The sequence below is a fragment of the Pseudomonas sp. R11-23-07 genome, assembly GCF_003852295.1.
Taxonomy (GTDB): domain Bacteria; phylum Pseudomonadota; class Gammaproteobacteria; order Pseudomonadales; family Pseudomonadaceae; genus Aquipseudomonas.
In genome coordinates, this window is sequence record NZ_CP027761.1 from 4,400,102 (window position 1) to 4,425,131 (window position 25,030).

Below are 25,030 nucleotides of genomic sequence, written 5' to 3' on the forward strand. Positions count from 1 at the left end.
TGTTACTTTAGGTGTCTAGACATGGCATTTCGCCCTCTTACAGCCCGCGCTCCCGGCGTGTTGCTTCGCGAAGCCAAGCCGCTGAAAGCCATCTTTGGCCACGCGCAACGCCTGGCGCATTTGCAACGCCTGCTCGAAAGCCAGCTGCAACCGGCCGCACGCGAACATTGTCATGTGGCGTCCTGGCGCGAAGGCAACTTGCTATTAATTGTCACTGACGGGCATTGGGCCACCCGTTTGCGTTATCAGCAAAAACGCTTGCAGCGCCAATTGATGGTGTTTGATGAGTTTGCCGGTCTGACGCGCATCCAGTTCAAAGTGCAGCCGCCTACCGTGCTGCGAAGCCCGGCCGGGCATACGCTGGACCTGTCGGAACAGGCAGCCGAAACCCTCCAGGCCACCGCCGAAGGGATCAGCGATCCGGGTTTGCGCGCGGCACTGGAGCGGCTGGCCGCCCATGCCAGGCCCAAACCCTGAGCCTTACTTGCGCTTGCTGCCGCCCAGCAACGAGCCCAACAAGCCGCGCACCAACTGCCGCCCCATCTGATTGGCGGCTTGCTGCATGGCGGATTTCAGCGCCTTGCCTGCCGTGGTGCCCAGGAAAGCACCGGCTTTGTCGGTGAAGCTGGGTTCTTCGGTCGCCGGCTTGGCCTCCTCGGTCGGCCCCAAGTCTTTACGCGCCATCAGCACTTCGTAGGCTGACTCGCGGTCAATCGGCTTGTCATAGCGGCCCTGCAACGGCGAACTGGCGACCAATGCCGCACGTTCGGCCTCGGTGAGCGGCCCGATCCGCGACTGTGGCGGTGCGACCAATACGCGCTGGACCACCTCCGGCGTGCCTTTTTCCTGCAAGGTACCCACCAGCGCCTCACCGGTGCCCAACTCGGTCAGCACCGCCAAGGCATCGAATGTCGGGTTGGGGCGGAAACCGTCCGCCACCGCCCGCAGGGATTTTTGCTCTTTGGTGGTGAATGCGCGCAGGCCATGCTGGATACGCAGCCCCAGCTGCGCCAGCACCGTGTCAGGCAAATCTCCCGGAGACTGAGTGACGAAGTACACCCCCACCCCTTTGGAGCGAATCAACCGCACCACCTGCTCCAGACGGTCCTGCAACGCCTTGGGCGTATCGGCGAACAACAGGTGCGCCTCGTCGAAAAACAGCGCCAGCAGCGGCTTTTCGGCATCACCGCGCTCCGGCAACTGCTCGAACAGCTCCGCCAACAGCCACAGCAGGAACGTGGCATAGACCTTCGGCGCGTCATGCACCAGGCGGCTGGCGTCCAGCAGGTGGATACGGCCGCGCCCGTCGCTGGCGGGCTGCAGGATGTGCTCGAGCTGCAGGGCCGGCTCGCCAAACAGGGCTTCGGCACCCTGCTGCTCCAGCACCGCCAGGCGCCGCAACAACGCCTGACTGGAACCGGTGGTCATCAACGCCGCATCGTCGCCCAGCAGTTCAGGGTGATAACGCAGGTGGTTGAGCAGTGCCTTGAGGTCTTTCAGGTCCAGCAGCAACAGGCCTTCACGGTCGGCCACCTTGAAGGTCGCGTACAGCGCCGATTGTTGGCTGTCGGTGAGTTCCAGCAGGCTGCCGAGCAACAACGGGCCCATTTCGCTGATGGTCGTGCGCAATGGATGACCGGACTGCCCGTGGATATCCCACAACGTAACCGGATAAGCCTTCGGTGCGTAATTAAGGAAGGGCATCCCGGCAATGCGTTCGGCGACTTTGCCCTGGGGATTGGCCGCTGCGCCCAGGCCGCACAGGTCACCCTTGATGTCGGCGGCGAATACCGCCACGCCGGCATCACTGAAGGCTTCCGCCAGGCGCTGCAAGGTGACGGTCTTGCCGGTGCCCGTGGCGCCGGCGATCAACCCATGCCGGTTGGCCAGGCGCATGGGCTGGGCGATGGGCTGGCCGTCTGGGCCGGCACCGATAAGCAGTTGTGTGGAGTCAGGCATTTCGTCACCTTTGGTTAATCTTTAATGCAGCCAGGTCGATACAGACACTGTGAGACCCACAAAATCTAAAAACAGGACAGATATTTCCCACAGAGCCCCCTGGCGCCAGCACCAGAAGTATCACACCTTTTTTTGACGCTGCCATTTTTGCGCATCCCCTAAAGACGCGCCTCGGATATCAAGACCTTAGCGGACCCTACAAGCCATGAATAAAAACCTGCGCTTCAGCCATAAAATTTTGCTTGCAGCCTCCCTTATCGTCATCGCCGCCTTCGCGTTATTTACCCTCTATAACGACTACCTCCAACGCAACGCGATCCGTGACGACCTCGATAATTACCTGCATGAAATGGGCGACGTCACCGCCGGCAGTATTCAGACCTGGCTCACCGGGCGCATCGCCCTGGTAGAAAATGCCGCGCAGAATATTGCCCTCAACCCCGAACCATCGGTGGTTGCCAGCCTGCTGGAACAGAAAGCGCTGACATCGTCGTTCATGGCAACCTACGTCGGCGACAGCCAGGGCACCTTCACCATCCGCCCTGACACCAAGATGCCCGACGGTTTCGACCCGCGCGTTCGCCCCTGGTACAAAGGCGCCCAGACCAGCAACGGCTCGACCTTGACCGAACCCTATATCGACGCGGCAACGGGGCAACTGATTATTTCCATCGCCACTCCGAGTGCCAAGGCCGGCCAGAGCATCGGCGTGGTGGGCGGCGATCTGAGCCTGCAAACCCTGGTGGACAACATTGGCGCGCTGGATTTCGGCGGCATGGGTTACGCATTTCTGGTCAGCGCCGACGGCAAAGTACTGGTGCACCCGGACAAGGCCCTGGTGATGAAGACTCTGGCTGACGTGTACCCGAAAGACACACCGAAGATCAGCGCTGCCTTCAGCGAAGTGCAGGCCAATGGCAAGACCAATATCGTCACGTTCACCCCGATCAAGGGCCTGCCTTCGGTGAACTGGTACCTGGGTATTTCGGTGGATAAGGCCAAGTCGTTCGCCATGCTCAGTGAATTTCGCACCTCGGCGGTCATCGCTACCATCATCGCCGTGGTGATCATCATCGCCTTGCTGGGCATGTTGATCCGCGTATTGCTGCAACCGCTGCACGTGATGACCCGGGCCATGCAGGACATCGCCGACGGCGAAGGCGACCTGACCCGACGCCTCACCATCCAGAACAACGACGAGTTCGGCACTTTGGGTACTGCGTTCAACCGTTTCGTGGAGCGCATTCATACCTCGATCCGCGAGGTGTCGTCGGCTACCGAGCAAGTCAATGAAGTGGCACTGCGGGTGGTCAGCGCGTCCAACTCGTCGATGGTCAATTCAGACGAACAGGCCAACCGCACCAACAGCGTCGCCGCGGCCATCAACCAACTGGGTGCTGCCGCCCAGGAAATCGCCCGCAACGCCGCGCAAGCCTCCAATCAGGCCAGTGATGCACGGCATTTGGCCGAAGACGGCCAGCAGGTGGTCGAGCGCAATATCAAGGCAATGACCCAGCTGTCGACCATGATCAGCGCCTCCAGCACCAATATCGAGGCGCTGAACAGCAAGACGGTGAATATCGGCCAGATTCTTGAAGTGATCACCAGTATTTCCCAGCAAACCAACTTGCTCGCGCTCAACGCTGCCATCGAAGCCGCGCGTGCCGGTGAGGCCGGCCGCGGCTTCGCGGTGGTGGCCGATGAAGTGCGCAACCTGGCGCATCGCACCCAGGAATCGGCGCAACAGGTGCAGAAGATGATCGAGGAGTTGCAAGTCGGCGCCCGGGATTCGGTGAGCACCATGAGTGAAAGCCAGCGCCACAGCCAGGACAGCCTGGAGATCGCCAACCTGGCCGGCGAGCGCTTGAACAGTGTGACTCAGCGCATTGGCGAGATCGACGGCATGAACCAGTCCGTGGCCACCGCCACCGAAGAGCAGACCTCGGTGGTGGAGTCGATCAATATGGACATCACCGAAATCAACACCCTCAACCAGGAAGGCGTGGAAAACCTGCAATCGACTCTGCGCGCCTGCTCGGACCTCGAACGGCAAGCCGCACGCTTGAAGCAAATGGTGGGCAGCTTCCGCATCTGAGGCGATGGTGGGAGGGGGCTTGCGCCCTCCCACAGCCAATCCCGATCGAACATCTATCCTTAGCTCAGGTCCACGTTAAGAGAGCAATGGATCGGAGGGATGTTCATCGTGCATATCGCTGACATAACCATGTTCTACGCCCCGGCCAGCGGTGGCGTACGCACTTATCTGGACGCCAAGCACCGGCGCCTGGCGCTCAAGCCCGGGATTCGCCACAGCCTGTTGGTGCCTGGCGCCCATTTGAGCGAGCGGGACGGGATTTTCGAGGTGCCGGCACCACCGCTGCCCTTCGGCAAAGGTTATCGCTTCCCCCTGCGCCTGGCGCCTTGGCGAAACGTCCTGCACGATTTACAGCCTGATCTGATCGAAGTCGGCGATCCGTACCTGACCGCCTGGGCCGCCCTCGACGCACGGCGCCAGCTGGATGTGCCAGTCATCGGTTTTTACCACTCCGATCTACCGCTGCTGGTGCGTAACCGCATGGGCGCCTGGTTTACCCCCAACGTCGAAGCCTATGTCAGCAAACTCTATGGGAATTTTGACCGAGTACTGGCCCCCAGCCAGGTGATGGCCGACAAACTCACCGGGCTTGGGGTGAAAAACGTCTTCGTACAACCCCTGGGCGTCGACCTGCAAACCTTCACCCCCGCCGTGCGCGACCCCGGCCTGCGCGCCGAACTGGGGATTGCTGAAGACACCCGGCTGCTGATTTTCGCCGGGCGTGGTTCCAAGGAGAAAAACCTGCCGGTGCTGCTCAATTGCATGAAACGCCTGGGTGAGGGTTACCACTTGTTGCTGGTGGGCTCCGGCATGCCGGCCAGCGTGCCGGACAACGTCACCGTAGTCGATGGCTTCGTACCGGCCAATCATGTTGCCCGCTTGATGGCCAGCGCCGACGCGTTGTTGCACGCTGGCGACCAGGAAACCTTCGGCCTGGTGATTCTGGAAGCCATGGCCTGTGGTATCCCCGTGATCGCCGTTGCGGCGGGCGCCTTCACTGAGATCGTCGACGAGCGCTGTGGCCTGCTCTGCGCGCCCAACAACCCCAAGGCGATGGCCGATGCGGTACGCGAACTGTTCGGCGCCGACAGTCGCCGCCTCGGGGAACAGGCTCGGCGCCATGTCGAACAGCAGTACGCGTGGGATGCGGTGGTGGACAGCCTTTTAGGGCACTACCACGCCGTGCTGGGCACGCACAAACCGATGCTCGCCCATGGCTGAACGTTCGGTCATGCTGGTGCTGCACGATGTGGCGCCGAACACCTGGGCCGATTACCGGCCTTTTGTCGAGGCCGTCGATGCCATCGGCAATATCCCTATCACTTGGCTGGTCGTCCCGGACTTCCATCACCATAACGCCCTGGGCGCCCACGGTGACTTCCGGCGCTTGCTTGATAGTCGCGTAGCCAGAGGCGATGAACTGACCTTGCACGGTTACTACCACTGCGACGAACAACCCCGGCCGCGCACGCCAAAAGAATGGTTCATGCGACGCATCTATACCCATGAGGGCGAGTTCTACCAGTTGTCCGAGGCCGAGGCGTTGCAGCGCCTGACTGACGGCATTGAGGTATTCCAGCGCAATGAGTGGCCGCTGAAAGGGTTTGTCGCACCCGCCTGGCTGATGAGCGAAGGCACCCGGCTGGCGTTGCGCCAGTTGCCGCTCGGCTATACCAGCGACCCGCAGCATTTGTATCGGCTGCCTGACTTCACACGCATCCATGCCCCGGGCCTGGTGTGGAGCGCGCGCAGTGCGTGGCGCCGTGGCCTGTCCAAAGTGCTCAGCGACCGCCGCGAACAGCGCTGGCAGACGGCCCCGGTGATTCGGCTCGGCTTGCACCCCGTGGACATGCGCCACGGGTTTTCCCGTCATTATTGGCTGCAAACCCTGCAGCGCCTGCTCGACGACGGACGCACGCCACGGACCAAGGCCGCCTGGCTGTCGACGCTGCCATGCGCCGACTGATCTGGCTGGTGCTGGCGCTGATAGTCGCGCTGGTGATTCCCGTGTGGCTCGGGGGCGGCGAAACCGTTGCGCGCCTGCGGCAGTTCCCCCTGCCCCAGTTACTGGCGATGTTTGCCATGATCATCGGCTGCTGGTTGATCAACAGCCTGCGCCTGCGCTTGTTGCTTGGCGAACAGCGCGGCCGGTTGGGATGGCGTAAAAGCCTGGGCGTGGTGATATCGACCGAGTTCGCGATGTGTGCGACGCCTGGGGGCAGCGGCGGGCCACTGACGTTGATGGGCCTGCTGGCACGCAATGGCATACGACCCGCCCACGGCAGCGCGGTGTTCGCCATGGACCAACTGAGCGACTTGCTGTTTTTTCTCTGCGCACTGGTGGGCATCGTGCTGTATGCGCTGTTCCACAGTCTCAGCCCGCGCCTGGAATGGCTGCTGGGGCTCAGTGCCGTGTCGATGGTGGGTGGCGTCGTCGTTGGCCTGCTGGTGGTGCGCTTTCATCGTCGGCTGATTCGCCTGGCCGGGTTGGCACTCAAAGCCTTGCACGTGCGTGTCAGCACCCGTCGGCGCTGGGCTCGCCGGTTGCTGCGCTTCCTGGCGGCATTCACCCAAACCCTGAAATTGCCCTGGCACACGCTGCTCGGGGTGTTTGCGCTGACCAGCCTGCATTGGCTATTACGCTATAGCGTGTTGTACCTGGCGCTGCGCGGCCTGGGGGGTGATGTGCAGTGGGCCTGGAGTTTCCTGATCCAGATGCTGTCGTTGACCGCAGGGCAATTCAGCCTGTTGCCAGGCGGGGCCGGGGCGGCGGAGTTGACGTCGGCGGCATTGCTGGCGCCGATGGTGGGCAAATCCACGGCGGCGGCGGCAATTCTGATCTGGCGGGCAGTGACCTACTACTTCTATCTGCTGGCCGGTGCGCCAGTGTTTTTGCTGATGGTGGGCAAACCGCTGCTCAAACGTCTTTTTCAGGGGCAGGAGGCGCCTTCTCAGGTGCCTGTAACTGCTCCCACAACTGGGCAGCGCCAGGAAAGTCAGTACCATCATCGGCACCCAGCGCGTCCGGGTCGTAGCGACTCAGACACCCCTCGCCCAGGGTAGCCGGTGGCCTGGAAGTCGCCTTATCGAGTGGGTCGGTCATGGTCGCGTCCTGAAATAAAAAAGGGCCCGAAGAGTTTTACTCCCGGGCCCCCGCTTATTCAATCAACACGCGTCGATCAGAACACCACGGTCTTGTTGCCGTGCACCAACACGCGATCTTCCAGGTGATAACGCAGGCCGCGCGCCAGCACCATCTTCTCGACGTCACGCCCGAAACGCACCATGTCTTCGATGCTGTCGCTGTGGCTGACGCGTACCACGTCCTGCTCGATGATCGGACCGGCGTCCAGTTCCTCGGTGACGTAGTGGCAGGTCGCTCCGATCAGTTTCACGCCGCGCAGGGACGCCTGGTGATAAGGCTTGGCCCCCACGAACGAAGGCAGGAAGCTGTGGTGAATGTTGATCACCTTCCCGGCATATTCGCGGCACAGTTCCGGCGGCAGGATCTGCATGTAGCGCGCCAGCACCACCACATCGGCGTTGTGCTGCTTGACCAGGCGCGACACCTCGGCGAACGCGGGCTCCTTGTCCTGCGGGTTGACCGGCACGTGGTAATACGGGATGCCGTGCCATTCGACCATGCTGCGCAGGTCATCATGGTTGGAGATCACACAGGCGATCTCGCAATCGAGCTCATCGCTGTGCCAGCGGTGCAGAAGGTCCGCCAGGCAGTGGGATTCACGGCTGGCCATCAGGACGACACGTTTTTTCTGCTCCGTGTCGGTGATGTGCCAGGTCATCGAAAACTCTTCGGCGATCGGCGCAAACGCCTCACGAAAGGCTTCCAGACCAAAAGGCAATGTATCGGCACGAATTTCGTGACGCATGAAGAACCAACCGCTGAGATCATCCGAGTGATGGCTCGCCTCGGTGATCCAACCGTTATGAGAAGCCAGAAAGTTACTGACCTTGGCAACGATGCCTACCCGGTCCGGGCAAGCAATCACCAGCCGAAAAGTGCGCATTAGGGGGAAACTCCAGAACTTCGCAAAGGCCGCCATTCTAGCGATTGCGCAGAAAAACTGCAGTACTCCTTGCGGCTTATTCTGAGCCCCGGCCGTGGCAACAGCCCTTAATAGCGTAAGGTTTTACCACCGCTATATGTACGTGCACGGCTAAGCTCAGCACTTAGCCGCATTAAGCTGATTATTCTCAGCCACTCACCTGATAATTAACTCGACTGCAGCGCATTGCCACAAACATTCAATGTAATTCACATAAATAGCTGCTTAAATGTTTACTTGGTGAAATTGCCTGACTATTATTAGGCCACTCACCCTGTCAATCAGCGTTCTACATAAGGTAGTCCACATGTCCCTGATCAACGAATACCGCGCCACCGAAGAAGCTATCAAAGAGCTGCAAGCCCGTTTGAAGAACCTGTCGCAAGACGACAAGCTGAAAACCGAGCTGGAATTCGAAGGCAAACTGCGCACCCTGATGGGCGAATACTCCAAATCCCTGCGTGACATCATCGCACTGCTGGATCCGGAATCGAAAGTTAAAGCACCTCGCGGCGCTGTGAAAACTACCGGCACCAAACGTGCTCGCAAGGTCAAGCAATACAAAAACCCGCACAACGGTGAAGTGATTGAAACCAAAGGTGGCAACCACAAGACGCTGAAAGAGTGGAAAGCCAAGTGGGGCGGTGACGTGGTTGAAGGTTGGGCGACCCTGCTGGGCTAAGCCTGGTCGGCGTCACACCCGATACGCGATACATTAAAAACGCCAGCTTGCTGGCGTTTTTTATTGTCTGGATGTTTTGCAGTTATGCAGCTACAGACTCAGGCGAGCCGCTAAAGAGTCGGCATAGTCTTGCCATTCACCCAGTACCTGGCACTGAAACGCTGTCGCATTGTTTTGCAACTCCTGGCGCGCCGCCTTAAATGCCGACAGGGTATTGGGTGCGCCCCACACCGGGTCTGACAAACGTTGCTGACAGAAAAGTCTCCAGCGCTGTTGTTCCTCATTGTTCAAGGTTTCAGGAAAGTTACGCGCGCGGTAGCGAAATAATAATTCCGGCAACCGATGATCATCGAAAGGCCATTGCTGACGCCCTAGTTGCAGCGGCTCTGCCAGGCGAACTTGTTCACATAAGCGTCGGTCACGGTCGCCGATAAAACCCTCGTAGAGCTGCTGCTCCGGATCGGCATTCGGCGCAAATTCCTCCTCGGCGTAAACGCTCGCCAACTTGTCACGCCAAACTTCCTGTGCGTCAGTTAGTCGCAGCGCCCGCGCCTGATAAACGTCCATATCCAATTGCAGGCGCTCGCGATCTTGCGCGCGAAGCACCTTCAAGGGCGCGACGACCGGGCAGCGGTTGATGTGCAGCAACTTCAGGGGCACCGGCAGCTCACCTTCCGCCAGTTCATCACGCCGCGTATAGAGGCGCTTGCGCAACGTGTCGGCATCCAGTTCGAGCAGGCCCTGCGGGTCGAGCCCCAGGTCACAGACAATCAATGCATTGCGATTGCGCGGGTGCCAAGCCAGAGGCAACACTACACCGAGGTAATGGCGCTCGGCGCTGAAGCGTCCGGAAATGTGCACCAGCGGCTGCAGCAATCGCACCTCGTCCATCACCCGTTGCTTGCTGCGCAGCTGGAACAGCCATTCATACAGTCTGGGTTGTTTCTCCCGCACCAATCGCGCCAGGGCAATAGTTGCACGCACATCAGACAATGCATCGTGGGCCTGGCCGTGGTCGATGCCATTGGCTTGGGTCAAGCGCTCGAGCTTGAGCGTCACGCGCCCGTCCTGCTCGGGCCACACAAGCCCTTCCGGGCGCAGGGCATAGGCGGTACGCATCACATCGATCAGATCCCAGCGGCTGTTACCGCCTTGCCATTCGCGCGCGTAAGGGTCGAAAAAGTTGCGGTACAGGCTGTAGCGCGTCATTTCATCGTCAAATCGCAGGGTGTTATAACCCGCGCCGCACGTACCGGGGGCAGACAGTTCGGCATGCACCCGCGTCATGAAATCCGCTTCGGCAAGGCCCTTCTGCGCCAGGACCTGCGGCGTGATACCGGTGATCGCACACGCCGCCGGGTGGGGCAGGATATCGTCGCCTGGCTGGCAATAAAGATTGATCGGCGGACCGACCTCGTTGAGCTCGAGGTCGGTACGAATGCCGGCCACCTGCAGCGGGCGATCGCTGCGTGGGTTGATCCCGGTGGTTTCGTAGTCGTACCAGAAAATAGAGGTCACGGGCTGTTCCTGTGCTGAAGACCGGCAAAGTCTAGGCGCTGCAAGGTGTCAGGGGCCAGCGATACCTTACTGGACAAACATCCAGCAAAAGCTTGAAGGGTTGCTTCCAGCCTCGACACTGCTAGCATCCGTCTCTCTCAGTCGCTTTGCACTGCCAAGGATCGCAATGCCAACAGCTCCTCTGGATACCTGCTACCAGATCGAGACCCCCGAGGGTATCGACCTGCCCTTGCGCCCTGCCGGCCTGCTGCCAAGGGCCGTGGCCTTTGCCTTCGACCTGCTCGTGCGCGGCGTGATCATGAGCGTCCTGCTGGTGCCCCTGGCGCTGCTTGGCAACCTCGGGCTCGGCTTGGGCTCCCTGCTGCTGTTCCTGGTCAGCTGGTGGTACATGGTGCTGTTCGAAGTGTTCAATCAGGGCTGCTCTCCCGGCAAGCAGGTCATGGGCCTGCGGGTGGTACAGGACGACGGCACCCCCATTGGCTGGTCGGCGTCGCTGATCCGCAACCTGCTGCGCTTTGTCGACATGCTGCCCTTCGGCTACTTCTTCGGCGCCATCAGTTGTCTGCAACATCCACACTTCAAGCGCCTCGGCGACCTGGCAGCGGGTACGCTGGTGGTCTACCGCGATCAGGCGTCGGCCCGCCCGCGCATCCCTCAGGCAGCCGCCCTGCGCCTGCCCTTCGCACTGGAGCTGAGCGAACAGCGGGCCATACTCGGTTTCGCCGAACGCCAGGCTGAATTGTCTGCCGAGCGGGTCCATGAACTGGCTGCCATCCTCGCCGCGCCCTTGCAGGTGTCTCCGGCTCGCGCCGTGGAGCAACTCAACGGTGTGGCCCACGGTTTGTTGGGGCCGACATGAAGCAGAGCCTTTTTGAAAGCCGCCACCAGCAGCAATGGCAAACCTTCGCCGAACTGCTCAAACAGGTAGAGCAAGGCAAAGCCTGCGAGGCAACCGACTTCCCTTATCAATATCGACGCCTGTGCCAGCACCTGGCCCTGGCCCAGGCGCGCGGCTATAGCAGTTACCTAGTGGACCACCTGCAACAACTGGCGCTGCGTGGTCACCAACAACTGTATCGCCATCGCAGTCAAACGACAGCCAATATACTGGCGTTCATCCTCGCCGGTTTTCCGCGCCTGGTACGCGAACAATGGCGCTTCGTACTGATTGCCAGCCTGTTGTTCTTCGGTAGCCTGCTGGGCATCGGGTTACTGGTGTACCTGTTCCCCGAGCTGATCTACAGCATCGTCAGCCCGCAACAAGTGGCCGAGATGCAAAGCATGTACGACCCCGCCGCCAGCCGCCTGGGGCGCGCGGCCGAACGGGCTTCCAGTGAAGACTGGATGATGTTTGGCTATTACGTGATGCACAACATCGGCATCGCCTTCCAGACCTTTGCCGCCGGCTTGCTGTTCGGCCTGGGCAGCGTGTTCTTCCTGGTATTCAACGGCTTGATCATCGGCGCGGTTTCCGGGCATCTCAGTGAAATCGGCTACGGCCAGACGTTCTGGTCGTTCGTGATCGGTCATGGCGCCTTCGAACTCAGCGCCATCGCACTGGCCGGTGCAGCAGGCCTGCAACTGGGTTGGTCGCTGATCGCGCCCGGGCCCCTGGCACGTAGCGAATCCCTGCGCCTGGCGGCCCGCAAAAGTGTGCAGATGCTATGCGGGGTCATGTTATTGCTGCTGATCGCAGCATTCATCGAAGCCTACTGGTCATCCACCACGAGCATTGCGCCCTGGATCAAATACCTCGTGGGCAGCGCACTTTGGCTGTTCGTGGCCGCCTATCTGATCTTCGCCGGCAGGACTCGCCATGCGCCTGACTGACTCCAGCGTGGTCATCCGCCCCCGCACCTCCTGGGAAGCCATGGACCTCGGCGTACTGATGGCCCGGGAACATCGTCTATTGCTGATGAGCAGCTGGGCGCTGGTCAGCCTGCCGGTGTTCGTGCTGCTCACTGCGCTGCTGTGGCAGTACCCGTCCTACGCTATCTTCTTGTTCTGGTGGCTGAAGCCGGCCTTCGAGCGCTTGCCGCTGTACATTCTTTCCAAGGCGCTGTTTGGTGAAACGCCAAGCCTGAAACAAGCTGTTCGCCAATGGCCGCGCCTGCTCAAGGGGCAACTGCTCGCCAGCCTCACCTGGCGCCGGCTGAGCCTGAGCCGCAGCTTCGTGATGCCCGTGAGCCAGCTTGAAGGCCTGGAGGGTCAAGCGCGTCAACAGCGCCTGGGCGTACTGCAACAGCGCAACGCGGGTGGCGCGCGCTGGCTGACGATCATCGGGGTGCACCTGGAAATCGGCCTGTGGTTCGGTTGCATGGCGCTGTTCTATCTATTCATCCCGGAGCAGGTCGAACTGGATTGGGACTGGCAGCGGCTGGCATTGGCGACCGGCCCGCAGGGTCTATGGCTGGAGCACCTGAGTAATGCCTTCTATGCGCTGATCCTGGTGTTCTGGGAACCCATCTACGTCGCCTGCGGTTTCAGCCTGTATCTCAACCGTCGCACCGTCCTGGAGGCTTGGGACCTGGAGCTGGTGTTTCGCCGATTGCGCCAACGCCTGAGCAGTGTCGCGCCGCTGTTGCTGCTGGTCGTCGGGCTGACGCTGGCGCAACTGAGCCCAATGGCGATGGCGGATGAACCGGCTGATCCAAAGCCGCTCAGCACCCAGGCGGCCAGCCAATCGATCAAGGCATTACTGGAAAAACCGCCGTTCAAGAATCCGCAAACCGTCACCCGCTATCGTTTTGGCGAAGAAAAACCCGCCACTGCCCCCAAAGCCCAGGGCGGCGACGGTAAGCTACCTGGCTGGCTCCAGCACTTGCTCGACAACCTCAACAGCAACACCTTCAAGCACGTGGCCCAAGGCCTGGAGATACTGCTATGGGGCTTGCTGATCGGCGGGCTGGCCTGGGTGGTGTGGCGCTACCGTGAATGGCTGCGCACGTTTGTCAGCCGCAGGCGGCAACCTCGCCCCAACGCCGCAAAACCTGCGCCTGCCCAGTTATTCGGGTTGGAGCTGGGGGTCGAGACGTTGCCCGACGACATCGCCAGCACCGCCGAACAACTGTGGCCCACCCAACCGAGGGAAGCCCTTGGCCTGCTGTATCGCGGCCTGCTCAGCCGGCTGCTGCATGAGTTCAACCTGCCGCTCAAAAGTGCCGACACCGAGGGCCAGGTACTGGAGCGCGTCCATCAGTTGCAGCAACCGCAGTTGCTGGCATTCAGTCACGAGTTGACCCGGCACTGGCAAAACCTCGCCTATGGCCACCGGCTGCCTCCCGGCGCAGCCCAGCAAAAGCTCTGCAGCGACTGGCGCGCACTCTTCAGTGGGGGGGCCAGCCAATGAAGCGACCCTTACTGTGGATGGCCCTGCTGCTGGCTTGCCTGTTGGGAGTGGGCGGTCTGTATGCCTGGCACAAGGCAATTCCCTATGAGGAGGTTGTGGATCACGGCCCGGCGCCGGACGCGCTGGCTAATCCTTACCTCGCGGCCGAGCATTTCCTGGGCCAGCAAGGTTTGACGGTAGCGCATGCCAACGGCCTTGAGCGGCTTGCCGACCTGCCTGCCCCAGGCCATAGCCTGCTGTTGCTGGGAGAACGCGGCAACATGACCCCACGCCAGGTCGAACAGTTGCTGGCCTGGGCCAAAGCCGGGGGCCACCTGCTACTGGTGGCCGAAGCGTTATGGGATGAAGAAACCGGCAAAAGCGGCGACCTGCTGCTTGATCGTCTCGAGCTTCGCCAGGCCTTGAGTGATGACTTCGACGAGCCGGCGCCACCGCGCAAAAAGAGCGCGCCAGACCTCACCAAACTGTATGTCGACAATGAAACCAAGCCGGCCTATTTCAGTTTCGATACCGACTTCAACCTTATCGACCCCCGGCACCTTGCGCAGTTTTCAGCCAACAGCGCCAAGTCCAGCCACCTGATGCAACTGGACCTGGGGCTGGGCCGCGTCACGGTGATCACCGACAGCGACCTGTGGAAAACCCCGAGCATCGGCAAACACGACAACGCCTGGCTGCTGTGGTACCTGAACCAGGGTACCGACGTCACGCTGCTGTTCAACAGCGACGTGGACAACCTGTTTACCCTGCTGATCCGTTACTTCCCCCAGGCCCTTGTCGCGCTTGTTGCACTGATTGCCCTGGCCCTCTGGCAAGCCGGCATGCGCCAGGGCCCGATTCGGGCACCCGTGCCCAAGGCGCGTCGACAGCTGCAAGAGCATTTGCGCGCCAGCGCCGACTTCCTGCTACGCCGCAACGGCCAGGGTGCATTACTGCAGGCCTTGCAGCACGACCTCCTGCGCACCGCCCGACGACGCCACCCCGGCTTTGAACACCTCGACACGGCAGAACAATGCCAGGTGCTGGCACTTCTGACGCGACAACCTTCCCCTATCATCAGCCAGGCACTCGGCGCACCTGCGCTGAAACGGCTGTCCAGCGCCGACTTCAGCCGACAGGTGGCGTGCCTGCAAACCCTCAGGAATGCCCTATGAGCGACTCTCCAATGGCCACAGCCCTGAACGCCGAAAAAAACGTTCAATACGCCAGCCAACAGGCCCAGGCCCTGCGCGTTGAATTGCGCAAGGCAGTCATTGGCCAGGACGCGGTGATCGATGACGTACTCACCGCATTGATTGCCGGTGGCCATGTGTTGCTCGAGGGCGTACCCGGCCTTGGCAAAACGTTGCTGGTGCGTGCGCTGGCCCGTTGTTTTGACGGTGATTTCGCCCGCATCCAGTTCACCCCGGACCTGATGCCCAGCGATGTCACCGGCCACGCGGTGTACGACCTGCAGACCGAACAGTTCAAGCTGCGCAAGGGGCCGTTATTCACTCACCTGCTGCTCGCCGACGAAATCAACCGCGCCCCGGCCAAAACCCAGGCGGCACTGCTCGAAGCCATGCAGGAGCGCCAGGTCACCCTGGAGGGCGAGGCATTGCCCATCGGCGAGCCGTTCATGGTGCTGGCCACCCAGAACCCCATCGAGCAGGAAGGCACCTACCCATTGCCCGAAGCCGAGCTGGACCGCTTCATGCTCAAGGTGCGCATGGACTATCCCGAGGCGCAACAGGAAGTGGATATGGTGCGCGAAGTGACCCGCTCGTCCAGGGCCGACATGCTCGATGTGCAGCCTTTGCGCACCGTGCTGCAAGCCGAAGACGTGGTGCAGATGCAGCAGATTGCCAGCGGCATGCCTCTGGATGAACAGGTCCTCGACTATGCCGTGCGCCTGGCGCGGGCGACGCGCAGTTGGCCGGGCCTGACCATCGGTGCCGGTCCACGAGCGTCTATCGCCCTGGTTCGCGGCGCCCGTGCGCGGGCGCTGTTGCGCGGCGGCGAATTCGTGATCCCGGATGACGTCAAGGGTTGCGCCCTGGCGGTACTGCGTCACCGAGTGCGTCTTTCGCCGGAGCTGGATATCGATGGTTTGGAGGTGGACCAGGTGATCAAGCAGTTGCTCGACCAGATCGCGGCCCCCAGGCAGTAACGCCGGCATGAAACCGACCCGTCTGCTCCTGACCTGGCTGGGTGTTCTGATGGCCCTCGATATCCTGCTGGGCGCGTCGGCGGCGTTGCAGTTCAAGGTGCCTGATACGTTGCACGCAATCGCCTGGGGCCTGCTGTTGGCCCTGCTGTTGCTGGCGATGCTGGATGCCATGCGCTTGCGCCGCCGCCCTTCGGCACGTGTACAGCGGATGTTGCCCGGTAGCCTGGCGCTGGGGCGCTGGGGAGAAGTGCGCCTGTCACTGGAACACGATTATCCACAGCCGCTGACCGTGCTGGTGTTCGATCACGTGCCCGAAGGACTGGTAGTGGATAACCTGCCGCAATCCATCTCACTGCGCCCCGGTGAGCGCGGCGAGTTGGGCTATCGCGTGCGCCCCCTGCGACGTGGGCATTTCAATTTCAGCCGCTGCGAAATCCACTTGCCCAGCCCCTTGGGGCTGTGGTCGGCGCGACGCTGGATCGAAGCCTCGGATGCCACTCGCGTGTATCCGGACTTCGCGCGTTTATCCGGTGCCCGGTTGCAGGGTGTGGATAACTGGCTGAGTCAACTGGGCGTACGTCAGCACCAGCGGCGCGGACCAGGCCTGGAGTTTCATCAATTACGCGAATTTCGCGACGGTGACAGCCTGCGTCAGATCGACTGGAAAGCCACGGCACGCCAGCGCACGCCGATTGCCCGCGAGTATGAGGATGAGCGCGACCAGCAGATTGTATTCATGCTCGATTGCGGCCGACGCATGCGCAGCCAGGACGACGAGTTGTCCCACTTCGACCACGCGTTGGACGCCTGCCTGTTGCTGAGTTATGTCGCCTTGCGCCAAGGCGATGCAGTCGGGCTCTGTACCTTTGCCAGCGACCAGCCGCGTTACTTGGCGCCGGTCAAGGGCAGCGGCCAATTGAACGTCTTGCTCAATGCCGTCTATGACCTGGAAAGCACACGCCAGACCGCTGACTATGAAGCCGCCGCCAGCCAATTGCTTGCTCGGCAAAAGCGCCGCGCCTTGGTGATCGTGGTGACCAACCTGCGCGATGAAGACGATGAAGCACTGATGAGTGCCATCAAGCGGATCGGTCGACACCATCGGGTACTGGTCGCCAGTCTGCGAGAGGAAGTACTCGACCAACTGCGCCAGGCCCCGGTACAAACCCTACCCGAAGCACTGGCTTACAGCGGCGCGATTGACTACCTCAACATGCGCAACCAACTGCATGATCGCCTGGGCGCTCATGGGTTGTCGGTGTTGGATAGCCTGCCGTCAGAGTTGGGCGCCGCGTTGGTGACACGTTACCTGCACTGGAAAAAAGCCGGGGTGTTCTGACGGCAAGCGCACGGCCACGGTAGACACAGGTCCCCCATGGCCGACTGCAGATGATAGTCAAACGGGGGCCTGTAAAGGATCGAAACTGAAGTAATGCAACAAGGCGCTGATCAGTTGCGCGTATTCTTCGCACGCCTGACGCACGCGGAACCCCGAGTCGTAATGCTGCGGGTTGACATCTTCACGGCTCCACAAACAGGTCGCGGTAAGGTCAACAGCCTGGAACTCGCCGTCCGGCCCTGGAATCTTCAGGCGCAGCTCAAAATCTGCGCCGATCATCATTGGCAACTGACTGATCAGCATCAGCCCTTCTTCAGAAACGTCGCCCAGATAGCCGATTGGCTTGTCCGTAAGCCGATTGAACACCTGCAGGAAATAAGGTAGCTGATGCCGTTCGATCCGTCGTTCGATAAACATGGTGAGGTCGCCATCCAATAAAGCCAGTGATTCGGAACAAGCCCATCGCTCGCTCTCCCTGGATATCGGTGTGACAAGAAATCGTTGCCACGAGACAGCTGCCGAATCCGGGCATTACATTCTTTTGAACAGAAAGTTGTACAAACATCTATTCAAAGAATAACCCAAGACTGGAAAGAGGCCAGTTATGAAGCGACGAATGCCATCATAAAGACGCCGGCCGTGGTTGCGCCGCGGTCACGCCAGAGAAATGCCCCAGCTGGCGCAGGGTATCGAGCCGGGCTTGGGCTCGGTAAGCGTACTCGCTTGATGGGTATTGGCTGATGATGAATTGGTAGGTTTGCGCAGCATCGACGAACAGTTTCTGGCGCTCCAGGCACTGCCCGCGCAACATCGAAACCTCGGGCTGCACATAGCGGCGGGTGCGGCTTTCACGGTCTACCTGGGACAATTCCAGGGTGACCCGTGCGCAGTCACCCACCCCATAGGCGCGGTAAGCGTTGTTCAAATGATGGTCCATCGACCAGCGGGTGCAGCCGACAACACTGACGGCCAGGGCAGCAACGAGCAAAATTCGCATGGGGTTCTCCTGTCTTGTGCAGTGTATCGACCTATCGTCCAAAATCTTCAAGGGCGTTCACCTTTCCACTGCAGCAAAAACAAGCCGATCGTCGATAAGTAGTGCAAACGAACAATGACTACAACGAAAGAGCATAGTAGCCTTCCCCAGCGCTTGAACTCAGGAGTCTGTGCATGTCCGTCCGTCGTACCAAAATCGTCGCCACCCTTGGCCCGGCCAGCAACTCGCCGGAAGTCCTCGAACAGCTGATTCTGGCTGGTTTGGACGTTGCCCGTCTGAACTTCTCCCACGGCACCCCGGACGAGCACAAGGCTCGCGCCAAGCTGGTGCGGGACCTGGCCGCCAAACACGGCCGCTTCGTGGCGCTGCTGGGTGACCTGCAAGGCCCGAAGATCCGTATCGCCAAATTCGCCAACAAGCGGATCGAGCTGAAGATCGGTGACAAATTCACCTTCTCCACCAGCCATCCGTTGACCGAAGGCACCCAGGACGTCGTAGGCATCGACTACCCGGATCTGGTCAAGGACTGCGGCGTCGGCGACGAACTGCTGCTGGACGACGGTCGCGTGGTAATGCGCGTCGACACCGCTACCCCGACCGAACTGCATTGCACCGTGATCATCGGCGGCCCGCTGTCCGACCACAAAGGCATCAACCGTCGCGGCGGTGGCCTGACGGCACCGGCCCTGACTGAAAAAGACAAGGCCGACATCAAGCTCGCCGCCGAAATGGAAGTCGACTACCTCGCCGTGTCCTTCCCGCGCGACGCCGCCGACATGGAATACGCGCGTAAACTGCGCGACGAAGCCGGTGGTACCGCCTGGCTGGTGGCCAAGATCGAACGTGCCGAAGCCGTGGCTGATGACGAAACCCTTGACGGCCTGATCAAGGCTTCCGACGCCGTCATGGTTGCCCGTGGCGACCTGGGCGTGGAAATCGGCGATGCCGAGCTGATCGGTATCCAGAAGAAGATCATCCTGCACGCACGCCGCCACAACAAAGCGGTGATCGTTGCGACCCAGATGATGGAGTCGATGATCCAGAACCCGATGCCGACCCGCGCCGAAGTGTCCGACGTGGCCAACGCCGTGCTCGACTACACCGACGCCGTGATGCTCTCGGCTGAAAGTGCCGCTGGCCCGTACCCGCTGGAGGCCGTCCAGGCCATGGCGCGTATCTGCGTCGGTGCTGAAAAGCACCCCACCAGCAAGACCTCCAGCCACCGCATCGGCAAGGTATTCGAGAGCTGCGACCAGAGCATCGCGTTGGCCGCCATGTACACCGCCAACCACTTCCCAGGCGTTAAAGCGATCATCGCCTTGACCGAAAGTGGCTATACGCCGTTGATCATGTCGCGCATCCGCTCGTCGGTGCCGATCTACGCGTTCACCCCCCACCGCGAAGCCCAGGCCCGTGCGGCGCTGTTCCGTGGCGTCTATACCATTCCGTTCGATCCGGCTTCGCTGGCCCCGAACGAAGTCAGCCAGAAAGCTATCGACGAGTTGGTCAAACGCGGCGTCGTCGAGAAAGGTGATTGGGTCATCCTGACCAAGGGCGACAGCTATCACACCACCGGCGGCACCAATGGCATGAAGATCCTGCACGTGGGCGACCCGCAGTTCTGAGTGACACGCTGAAAAAACAAAAGCCCTGCCATGAGAATGGCGGGGCTTTTTTGCATTTCAAATGCCGGTTGAGGTGTTGAACCATCAGGCCTCATCGGGGCATAGGTATCTACACAACTTTGTAGCAGCCAACAGTAACCACGATGCGAAGCGAGCCGCTCTTGATCTTGCTCTTGATCTTAAGCGCCCCGTTAAACCACGCTGGCCGGAATTCGACAGTGATTTGGGGGGTAAACCGGCAGGGATGCCGGTTTAGCCGCCCCGCGCCATGGATGGCGCGTGGCGGCGGCCCCCCAAATCGCTGTCGGATTACGGGCACACCGAGCCTAAGCGAGGTGCCGAGTGGTGGGGCAAGAGCGTTTTGCTTACTTTTGCGCTTTTCAAATCGGCATAGGGGGCGGCCATCTGGCCGCTCCCCTGCCACACCACCCGGCATGCGGGTCCGCACCGGGCGGTTCGAGAAGTTCAGGTTAACTGAGGCGGGGAAGCCCCAGCCGATCAAACCACGCGACCGTCAGAACGCTATGAATCAGCCCGGCGCTGTTGTGCCAGATCCTGTGGCTATCCACCGCTATTTGCGCAGCTAGATCCGGGGTCGCCCCCATCCTGCACAGCTCACGATAGGTCGTCCTGCCGGTCTTCCACTGCTTGAGCTGGATTGCCCTGAGTCTTCGACGTATCCATCCATCCAGCCGTTTCCACATCGCTATGGTTTGCGACAGGCAGAAATACGCCTTCCAGCCCAGTAGGTACGGCCTCAATCTTCCAATGACCTGCTCCAGGCTTCGACCGCCGTTACGCGAAGTCAATTCCCGGATGCGTTGTTTGAAAGCCTGGAGTGCCTTGTTTGTTGCCCAGCGCCTGATCTTTCCGTCGGGTGTCAGCCAGAAGCCGTACCCAAGGAATTTTCGACCGAACACACTGGCAACTGCGCTCTTGCCTTCGTTCATGCGCAACCCAAGGCGACCGTAGAGGCGTTGGAGCACTGCCATCACCCGCAGGCCGGCTTTGGGGCTGCGTACATAAACATTGGCATCGTCCGCATACCTGACGAAGCAATGACCTCTTCGTTCCAGTTCCTTGTCCACTTCATCCAGCACCACATTCGCCAACAGCGGTGAAAGCGGGCCGCCTTGCGGCGTCCCCTGCCTGTTGATCACTACGTCTTTTCCGATCAACGTCCCGCAGTTCAGGTAGGCCCGGATCAGGCACAGTACGCCCCGATCAGTCACCCTCCTGCTCAGTCGGGCGATCAGCAGGTCATGGTTGACGCAATCGAAAAACTGCTCGATATCGACATCCACCACAACCTGACGCCCCGAATGGATATATTGCTGCGCCGCCAGAACGGCCTGGTGAGCGCTGCGCCCCGGACGAAAGCCGTAGCTGTGTTCACTGAAACCAGGATCCAGCAACGGCTGGAGAACCTGCAATAGTGCCTGCTGAATGAGTCTGTCCGTGACCGTCGGGATGCCAAGCTTGCGCTCGCCACCATCCGGTTTCGGGATCAGGACCCTGCGCACGGGAGCAGGCCGGTATTCACCTGCCAGTAACTGGCTGCGTATTCCCGGCCATGCCGTTTTCAGGTGTTGCACGGTTTCGTCGATCGTCAGACCGTCCACACCCGCAACACCTTTGTTAGAACGCACCCGTTTGAGGGCAAGCAGTAAGTTTTCTTTGCTAAGGGCTGCTTGTAGCAGCCCCTCTCCTGTGGGGTTTGGATCATGTCGCGGACAGCCAGCTTCAACGCTGGACGCGCAGCTTGGAGATTCACCCTTCGCCGTCGCTTCCCGCCCCGGTTGCCCGGGCATCTGTTGCATGGCCTGCTGTATCGTCATGTCAAACCGCTTTTCTTCTCGTTTGGTCCTTCACTGCCAAGCAGCTACTACGACCTCTGCTGACTTCTCGCTCCGGCTCACACCGTCGCCCTTTCAGGCATGAGGCGAGATCTCCCCGGGTAAGAACGCCATCCTTCACCTCACAACCGCCGCATTTACGTATCCGGCCTTTAGGCCACAAGAGCTTCGCAGGCACTTGGCTGCTCGCCCTGACCGAATCCGCCTCAGATGCGATTCGTGTACCTCGGCTCGAGGTTTATGCTCCACGCTTCCTCCCCACAGTCGGTCACCCTTCTGCAGTTGCGCTTCGCTTCGTTCGCTGTGGCCAGCTTACGAGAGGACTTTCACCTCCAAGATGGCGCCCATGCCGGGCGCACAAGTGAGACGCCGTAAGGGCGGAACCCATAGCAGCCGTTACCGCAGCAACGGATATGTACTCGCCCTGATCCAGCATCCTGGTCGGCTGTCAGGCCGCCATCGGGAGCAAGTCGAATCGTCGCACCGCCCCTCCCACATTTGGATCGCGCGGCATCAGTCAGATAGCTATAGGCCGCCAGGTCGCCACGGGAGCAAGCTCCCTCGCCACAGGTTCAGGGCTACGCCAAAGTTGTGTAGATATCTATGCTCATCGGGGGCAAGCCCCCTCCCACAGGTAATCGCGTACACCCGCAAAGCATGTGCTCGACTGTCAGTCGTTCAACCACGAGGCAGGAACACATCGGCCAGCAGTTGATTGCGCGGCAGTCCTGCCAGAAACAAGCGCTTGGAAAGGGCTTCGACGCTGTCAGGATGCCCGCAGACTAAGGCCAGCGTTTGCCGCGAAATAAGCCGTAGTTGCCCCAATGCCTGGGCCAACTCATCTGCGGTCCACAACTCCACCTTAAGGTTCTGATGCTGCGCGGCCAGCGCCGTCAGGGGTTCGGCCAGGTAGTGAGCCTGGGCATCATGAGCCAGGTGAATGACGCGGATCGCACCTTGGTGATCCTGGCGCAACGCTTCACGCAACACCCCCCACAACGGACCCAGCCCAGTGCCGGAGGCCAGCAGCCACAGCGGCCGGGCTTGCCAGTCGGGATCATACTGCAGCGCCCCGCCCCGTAACTCACCCAGGTTTAAAGCATCACCGATCTTGAAGTGGCGAGCGGCATCACTGAATGCCCCGGGTTGACGGCAATCGATATGAAACTCCAGGTACGGGTCCTGCTGGGGCAAGCTCGCCAGGGAATAGGGACGTGCCACCTGCCCTGCCCACAACACCAGATGCTGCCCGGCGCGGTACCTCAGGCCACGCTCGGGTTGAAGGCGCAGGCGCAGCACCGTCGGACTCAGCCAATCCGCACCCACCACCTGTGCCGCCATGCCGTCGCGCAGCGGGTCAAAGGCTTCGACCCGAAGGTCGCCGACCACCCGACACTGGCACGCCAGGCGCCAGCCGTCCTGGCGTTGCGCCGGGCTCAACGCCTGAGGTTGCTTGTCTTCAACCTCGCCCTGGCAACGCACCAGGCAGGCATGGCAACTTCCGGCGCGGCAACTGAAGGGCACGGCCACCCCCGCCTGGTTCAAGGCGTCCAGCAGGTTGCTGCCGGTAGTCACCGGCCAATGGCGTTCGCCGACGTACAGTTCAGGCATACAAGGACTCAATCACAAGGGGCGCGCACAGGGAATCATGCCTGCGACAGTTTGACCATAGTCAGGTGTATCAGCCACCGTGCCGGGTTATACTGCCGCGCCTTTTTAGCGTCGCGCCTGCACCAGTGGCGTGCCTTGGAAAGGTGGTTTCAGCCGACCGATGCACCCTCACTGAAGCCACCTTATTGAATGTTCCCTTATAGAGGAGCGCGACTCATGACCGTGATCAAGCAAGACGACCTGATTCAGAGCGTTGCCGACGCCCTGCAATTCATTTCCTACTACCACCCCGTTGATTTCATCCAGGCGATGCACGAGGCCTACCTGCGCGAAGAATCGCCGGCCGCCCGTGACTCCATCGCCCAGATCCTGATCAACTCGCGCATGTGCGCCACCGGCCATCGCCCGATCTGCCAGGACACCGGTATCGTGACCGTGTTCGTGCGCGTGGGCATGGATGTACGTTGGGATGGCGCCACCATGGGCCTGGACGACATGATCAACGAAGGCGTGCGTCGCGCCTACAACCTGCCGGAAAACGTCCTGCGCGCTTCCATCCTTGCTGACCCGGCGGGCGCGCGCAAGAACACCAAGGACAACACCCCGGCGGTGATCCACTACTCCATCGTCCCGGGTAACACCGTGGAAGTGGACGTGGCCGCCAAGGGCGGTGGTTCCGAGAACAAGTCGAAAATGGCCATGCTCAACCCGTCCGACTCGATCGTCGACTGGGTGCTCAAGACCGTTCCGACCATGGGCGCCGGCTGGTGCCCACCGGGCATGCTCGGCATCGGCATTGGCGGCACCGCCGAGAAAGCCGCGGTGATGGCCAAGGAAGTGTTGATGGAATCCATCGACATCCACGAGCTGAAAAAGCGCGGCCCGCAGAACCGCATCGAAGAGATGCGCCTGGAGCTGTTCGAAAAGGTCAACCAACTGGGCATCGGCGCCCAGGGCCTGGGTGGCCTGACCACCGTGCTCGACGTGAAGATCATGGACTACCCGACCCACGCCGCGTCCCTGCCGGTGTGCATGATCCCCAACTGCGCCGCCACCCGCCACGCGCACTTCGTGCTCGACGGTTCGGGCCCTGCATCGCTGGAAGCGCCACCGCTGGACGCCTACCCGGAAATCGTCTGGGAAGCCGGCCCATCGGCCCGTCGCGTCAACCTCGATACCCTGACACCCGAAGAAGTGCAGAGCTGGAAGCCGGGCGAAACGGTGTTGCTCAACGGCAAGATGCTCACGGGTCGCGACGCGGCGCACAAGCGCATGGTCGAGATGCTGAACAAGGGCGAAACCCTGCCGGTGGACCTCAAGGGCCGTTTCATCTACTACGTCGGCCCGGTTGATCCGGTGCGCGAAGAAGTGGTTGGCCCGGCGGGCCCGACCACTGCGACGCGGATGGACAAGTTCACCCGTCAGATCCTCGAGCAAACCGGCCTGCTGGGCATGATCGGCAAATCCGAGCGCGGTCCGACCGCCATCGAAGCGATCAAGGACCACAAGGCCGTGTACCTGATGGCCGTGGGCGGCGCCGCTTACCTGGTGGCGCAGGCCATCAAGAAATCGCGCGTCGTCGCTTTCGCCGAACTGGGCATGGAAGCGATCTACGAGTTCGACGTGAAAGACATGCCGGTCACCGTTGCGGTGGACAGCAAGGGCGAATCCGTACACATCACCGGTCCTGCGATCTGGCAGAAGAAGATCAGTGAAAGCCTGGCGGTGGAAGTTCAGTAAGTAAGGGTGGGAGGGGGGCCTTGCTCCCTCCCACACAAGTTTC

General features: G+C 61.0%; 21 protein-coding genes and 1 pseudogene. 15 read left to right on the plus strand and 7 right to left on the minus strand.

The window, feature by feature from the left end; translation table 11 throughout:
- Positions 1-21 precede the first annotated feature (21 nt).
- A complete protein-coding gene (locus tag C4J84_RS20190) occupies positions 22-477 on the plus strand; it encodes a DUF721 domain-containing protein (RefSeq protein ID WP_124371704.1) in 456 nt (151 codons plus the stop codon).
- 3 nt (positions 478-480) lie between these two features.
- Here the strand turns inward: C4J84_RS20190 and C4J84_RS20195 are convergent, their stop codons facing one another.
- A complete protein-coding gene (locus C4J84_RS20195) occupies positions 481-1,959 on the minus strand; it encodes a helicase HerA-like domain-containing protein (RefSeq protein ID WP_124371705.1) in 1,479 nt (492 codons plus the stop codon).
- 205 nt (positions 1,960-2,164) lie between these two features.
- Between C4J84_RS20195 and C4J84_RS26800 the strand changes: the two are divergent.
- The 5 genes and pseudogenes from C4J84_RS26800 to C4J84_RS20215 form a co-directional block, all read left to right on the plus strand.
- A pseudogene (locus C4J84_RS26800) lies at positions 2,165-3,196 on the plus strand (cache domain-containing protein); the annotation flags it as partial.
- Positions 3,197-3,289: 93 nt separating this feature from the next.
- Positions 3,290-4,054 (plus strand): methyl-accepting chemotaxis protein, encoded by a 765-nt coding sequence (locus tag C4J84_RS26805; RefSeq protein WP_372237509.1) that lies wholly within the window; start codon positions 3,290-3,292, stop codon positions 4,052-4,054.
- A 108-nt stretch (positions 4,055-4,162) separates the two neighbouring features.
- Positions 4,163-5,275: a glycosyltransferase family 1 protein gene (locus C4J84_RS20205; RefSeq protein WP_164487802.1), complete on the plus strand. Its 1,113-nt coding sequence runs from the start codon at positions 4,163-4,165 to the stop codon at positions 5,273-5,275.
- Entirely contained in the window at positions 5,268-6,020 is a 753-nt protein-coding gene (locus C4J84_RS20210; RefSeq protein ID WP_124371707.1) for a DUF2334 domain-containing protein, read from the plus strand. The genes C4J84_RS20205 and C4J84_RS20210 overlap by 8 nt, the downstream gene beginning before the upstream one ends.
- A complete protein-coding gene (locus C4J84_RS20215) occupies positions 6,008-7,117 on the plus strand; it encodes a lysylphosphatidylglycerol synthase transmembrane domain-containing protein (protein ID WP_124371708.1) in 1,110 nt (369 codons plus the stop codon). The genes C4J84_RS20210 and C4J84_RS20215 overlap by 13 nt, the downstream gene beginning before the upstream one ends.
- 116 nt (positions 7,118-7,233) lie before the next feature.
- Here the strand turns inward: C4J84_RS20215 and purU are convergent, their stop codons facing one another.
- Positions 7,234-8,082, minus strand: coding sequence for a formyltetrahydrofolate deformylase (gene purU, locus C4J84_RS20220; protein ID WP_124371709.1), 849 nt, complete (start codon positions 8,080-8,082; stop codon positions 7,234-7,236).
- A gap of 346 nt (positions 8,083-8,428) precedes the next feature.
- Between purU and mvaT the strand changes: the two genes are divergently transcribed.
- A complete protein-coding gene (mvaT, locus tag C4J84_RS20225; RefSeq protein ID WP_003175830.1) occupies positions 8,429-8,803 on the plus strand; it encodes a histone-like nucleoid-structuring protein MvaT in 375 nt (124 codons plus the stop codon).
- 90 nt (positions 8,804-8,893) lie between these two features.
- On the opposite strand, the gene sbcB is transcribed toward mvaT, so the two are convergent.
- Positions 8,894-10,321, minus strand: coding sequence for an exodeoxyribonuclease I (gene sbcB, locus C4J84_RS20230; protein WP_124371710.1), 1,428 nt, complete (start codon positions 10,319-10,321; stop codon positions 8,894-8,896).
- Positions 10,322-10,487: 166 nt separating this feature from the next.
- Here sbcB and C4J84_RS20235 point away from each other — a divergent pair, with 166 nt between their 5' ends.
- The 6 genes from C4J84_RS20235 to C4J84_RS20260 are packed head-to-tail and all read left to right on the plus strand — an operon-like array spanning position 10,488 to position 17,158.
- Complete coding sequence (locus tag C4J84_RS20235; RefSeq protein WP_124364204.1) at positions 10,488-11,180, plus strand: RDD family protein; 693 nt, start codon at positions 10,488-10,490, stop codon at positions 11,178-11,180.
- The gene (locus C4J84_RS20240; protein ID WP_124371711.1) at positions 11,177-12,151 is read left to right on the plus strand and encodes a stage II sporulation protein M; all 975 of its coding nucleotides are present in this window, start codon (positions 11,177-11,179) and stop codon (positions 12,149-12,151) included. Before C4J84_RS20235 ends, C4J84_RS20240 begins: the two co-directional genes overlap by 4 nt.
- Positions 12,138-13,670: a DUF4129 domain-containing protein gene (locus C4J84_RS20245; RefSeq protein WP_124371712.1), complete on the plus strand. Its 1,533-nt coding sequence runs from the start codon at positions 12,138-12,140 to the stop codon at positions 13,668-13,670. The genes C4J84_RS20240 and C4J84_RS20245 overlap by 14 nt, the downstream gene beginning before the upstream one ends.
- The gene (locus C4J84_RS20250) at positions 13,667-14,824 is read left to right on the plus strand and encodes a DUF4350 domain-containing protein (protein ID WP_124371713.1); all 1,158 of its coding nucleotides are present in this window, start codon (positions 13,667-13,669) and stop codon (positions 14,822-14,824) included. Before C4J84_RS20245 ends, C4J84_RS20250 begins: the two co-directional genes overlap by 4 nt.
- The gene (locus C4J84_RS20255; RefSeq protein WP_124371714.1) at positions 14,821-15,819 is read left to right on the plus strand and encodes a MoxR family ATPase; all 999 of its coding nucleotides are present in this window, start codon (positions 14,821-14,823) and stop codon (positions 15,817-15,819) included. Before C4J84_RS20250 ends, C4J84_RS20255 begins: the two co-directional genes overlap by 4 nt.
- Before the next feature lie 7 nt (positions 15,820-15,826).
- Entirely contained in the window at positions 15,827-17,158 is a 1,332-nt protein-coding gene (locus tag C4J84_RS20260) for a DUF58 domain-containing protein (protein ID WP_124371715.1), read from the plus strand.
- Between the two features lie 57 nt (positions 17,159-17,215).
- Here C4J84_RS20260 and C4J84_RS20265 read toward each other — a convergent pair whose 3' ends face one another.
- Both C4J84_RS20265 and C4J84_RS20270 read right to left on the minus strand, forming a co-directional pair.
- Positions 17,216-17,575 (minus strand): PilZ domain-containing protein, encoded by a 360-nt coding sequence (locus C4J84_RS20265; protein WP_124364210.1) that lies wholly within the window; start codon positions 17,573-17,575, stop codon positions 17,216-17,218.
- A gap of 205 nt (positions 17,576-17,780) precedes the next feature.
- Complete coding sequence (locus C4J84_RS20270) at positions 17,781-18,155, minus strand: tol-pal system YbgF family protein (protein WP_124364211.1); 375 nt, start codon at positions 18,153-18,155, stop codon at positions 17,781-17,783.
- A 173-nt stretch (positions 18,156-18,328) separates the two neighbouring features.
- Between C4J84_RS20270 and pyk the strand changes: the two genes are divergently transcribed.
- On the plus strand, positions 18,329-19,780 hold the full coding sequence (gene pyk, locus C4J84_RS20275) for a pyruvate kinase (protein ID WP_124371716.1): 1,452 nt from the start codon (positions 18,329-18,331) through the stop codon (positions 19,778-19,780).
- A gap of 470 nt (positions 19,781-20,250) precedes the next feature.
- Here pyk and ltrA read toward each other — a convergent pair whose 3' ends face one another.
- Together ltrA and C4J84_RS20295 are read right to left on the minus strand one after the other, a co-directional pair.
- Positions 20,251-21,618 carry a group II intron reverse transcriptase/maturase gene (ltrA, locus tag C4J84_RS20285; protein ID WP_124370008.1) on the minus strand — a complete coding sequence of 456 codons (1,368 nt, stop codon included), beginning with the start codon at positions 21,616-21,618 and terminating at the stop codon, positions 20,251-20,253.
- Positions 21,619-22,314: 696 nt separating this feature from the next.
- Positions 22,315-23,247 carry an iron-sulfur-binding ferredoxin reductase gene (locus tag C4J84_RS20295; RefSeq protein WP_124371717.1) on the minus strand — a complete coding sequence of 311 codons (933 nt, stop codon included), beginning with the start codon at positions 23,245-23,247 and terminating at the stop codon, positions 22,315-22,317.
- Positions 23,248-23,463: 216 nt separating this feature from the next.
- Between C4J84_RS20295 and C4J84_RS20300 the strand changes: the two genes are divergently transcribed.
- Complete coding sequence (locus tag C4J84_RS20300) at positions 23,464-24,987, plus strand: fumarate hydratase (RefSeq protein ID WP_010208051.1); 1,524 nt, start codon at positions 23,464-23,466, stop codon at positions 24,985-24,987.
- Positions 24,988-25,030: the final 43 nt, after the last annotated feature.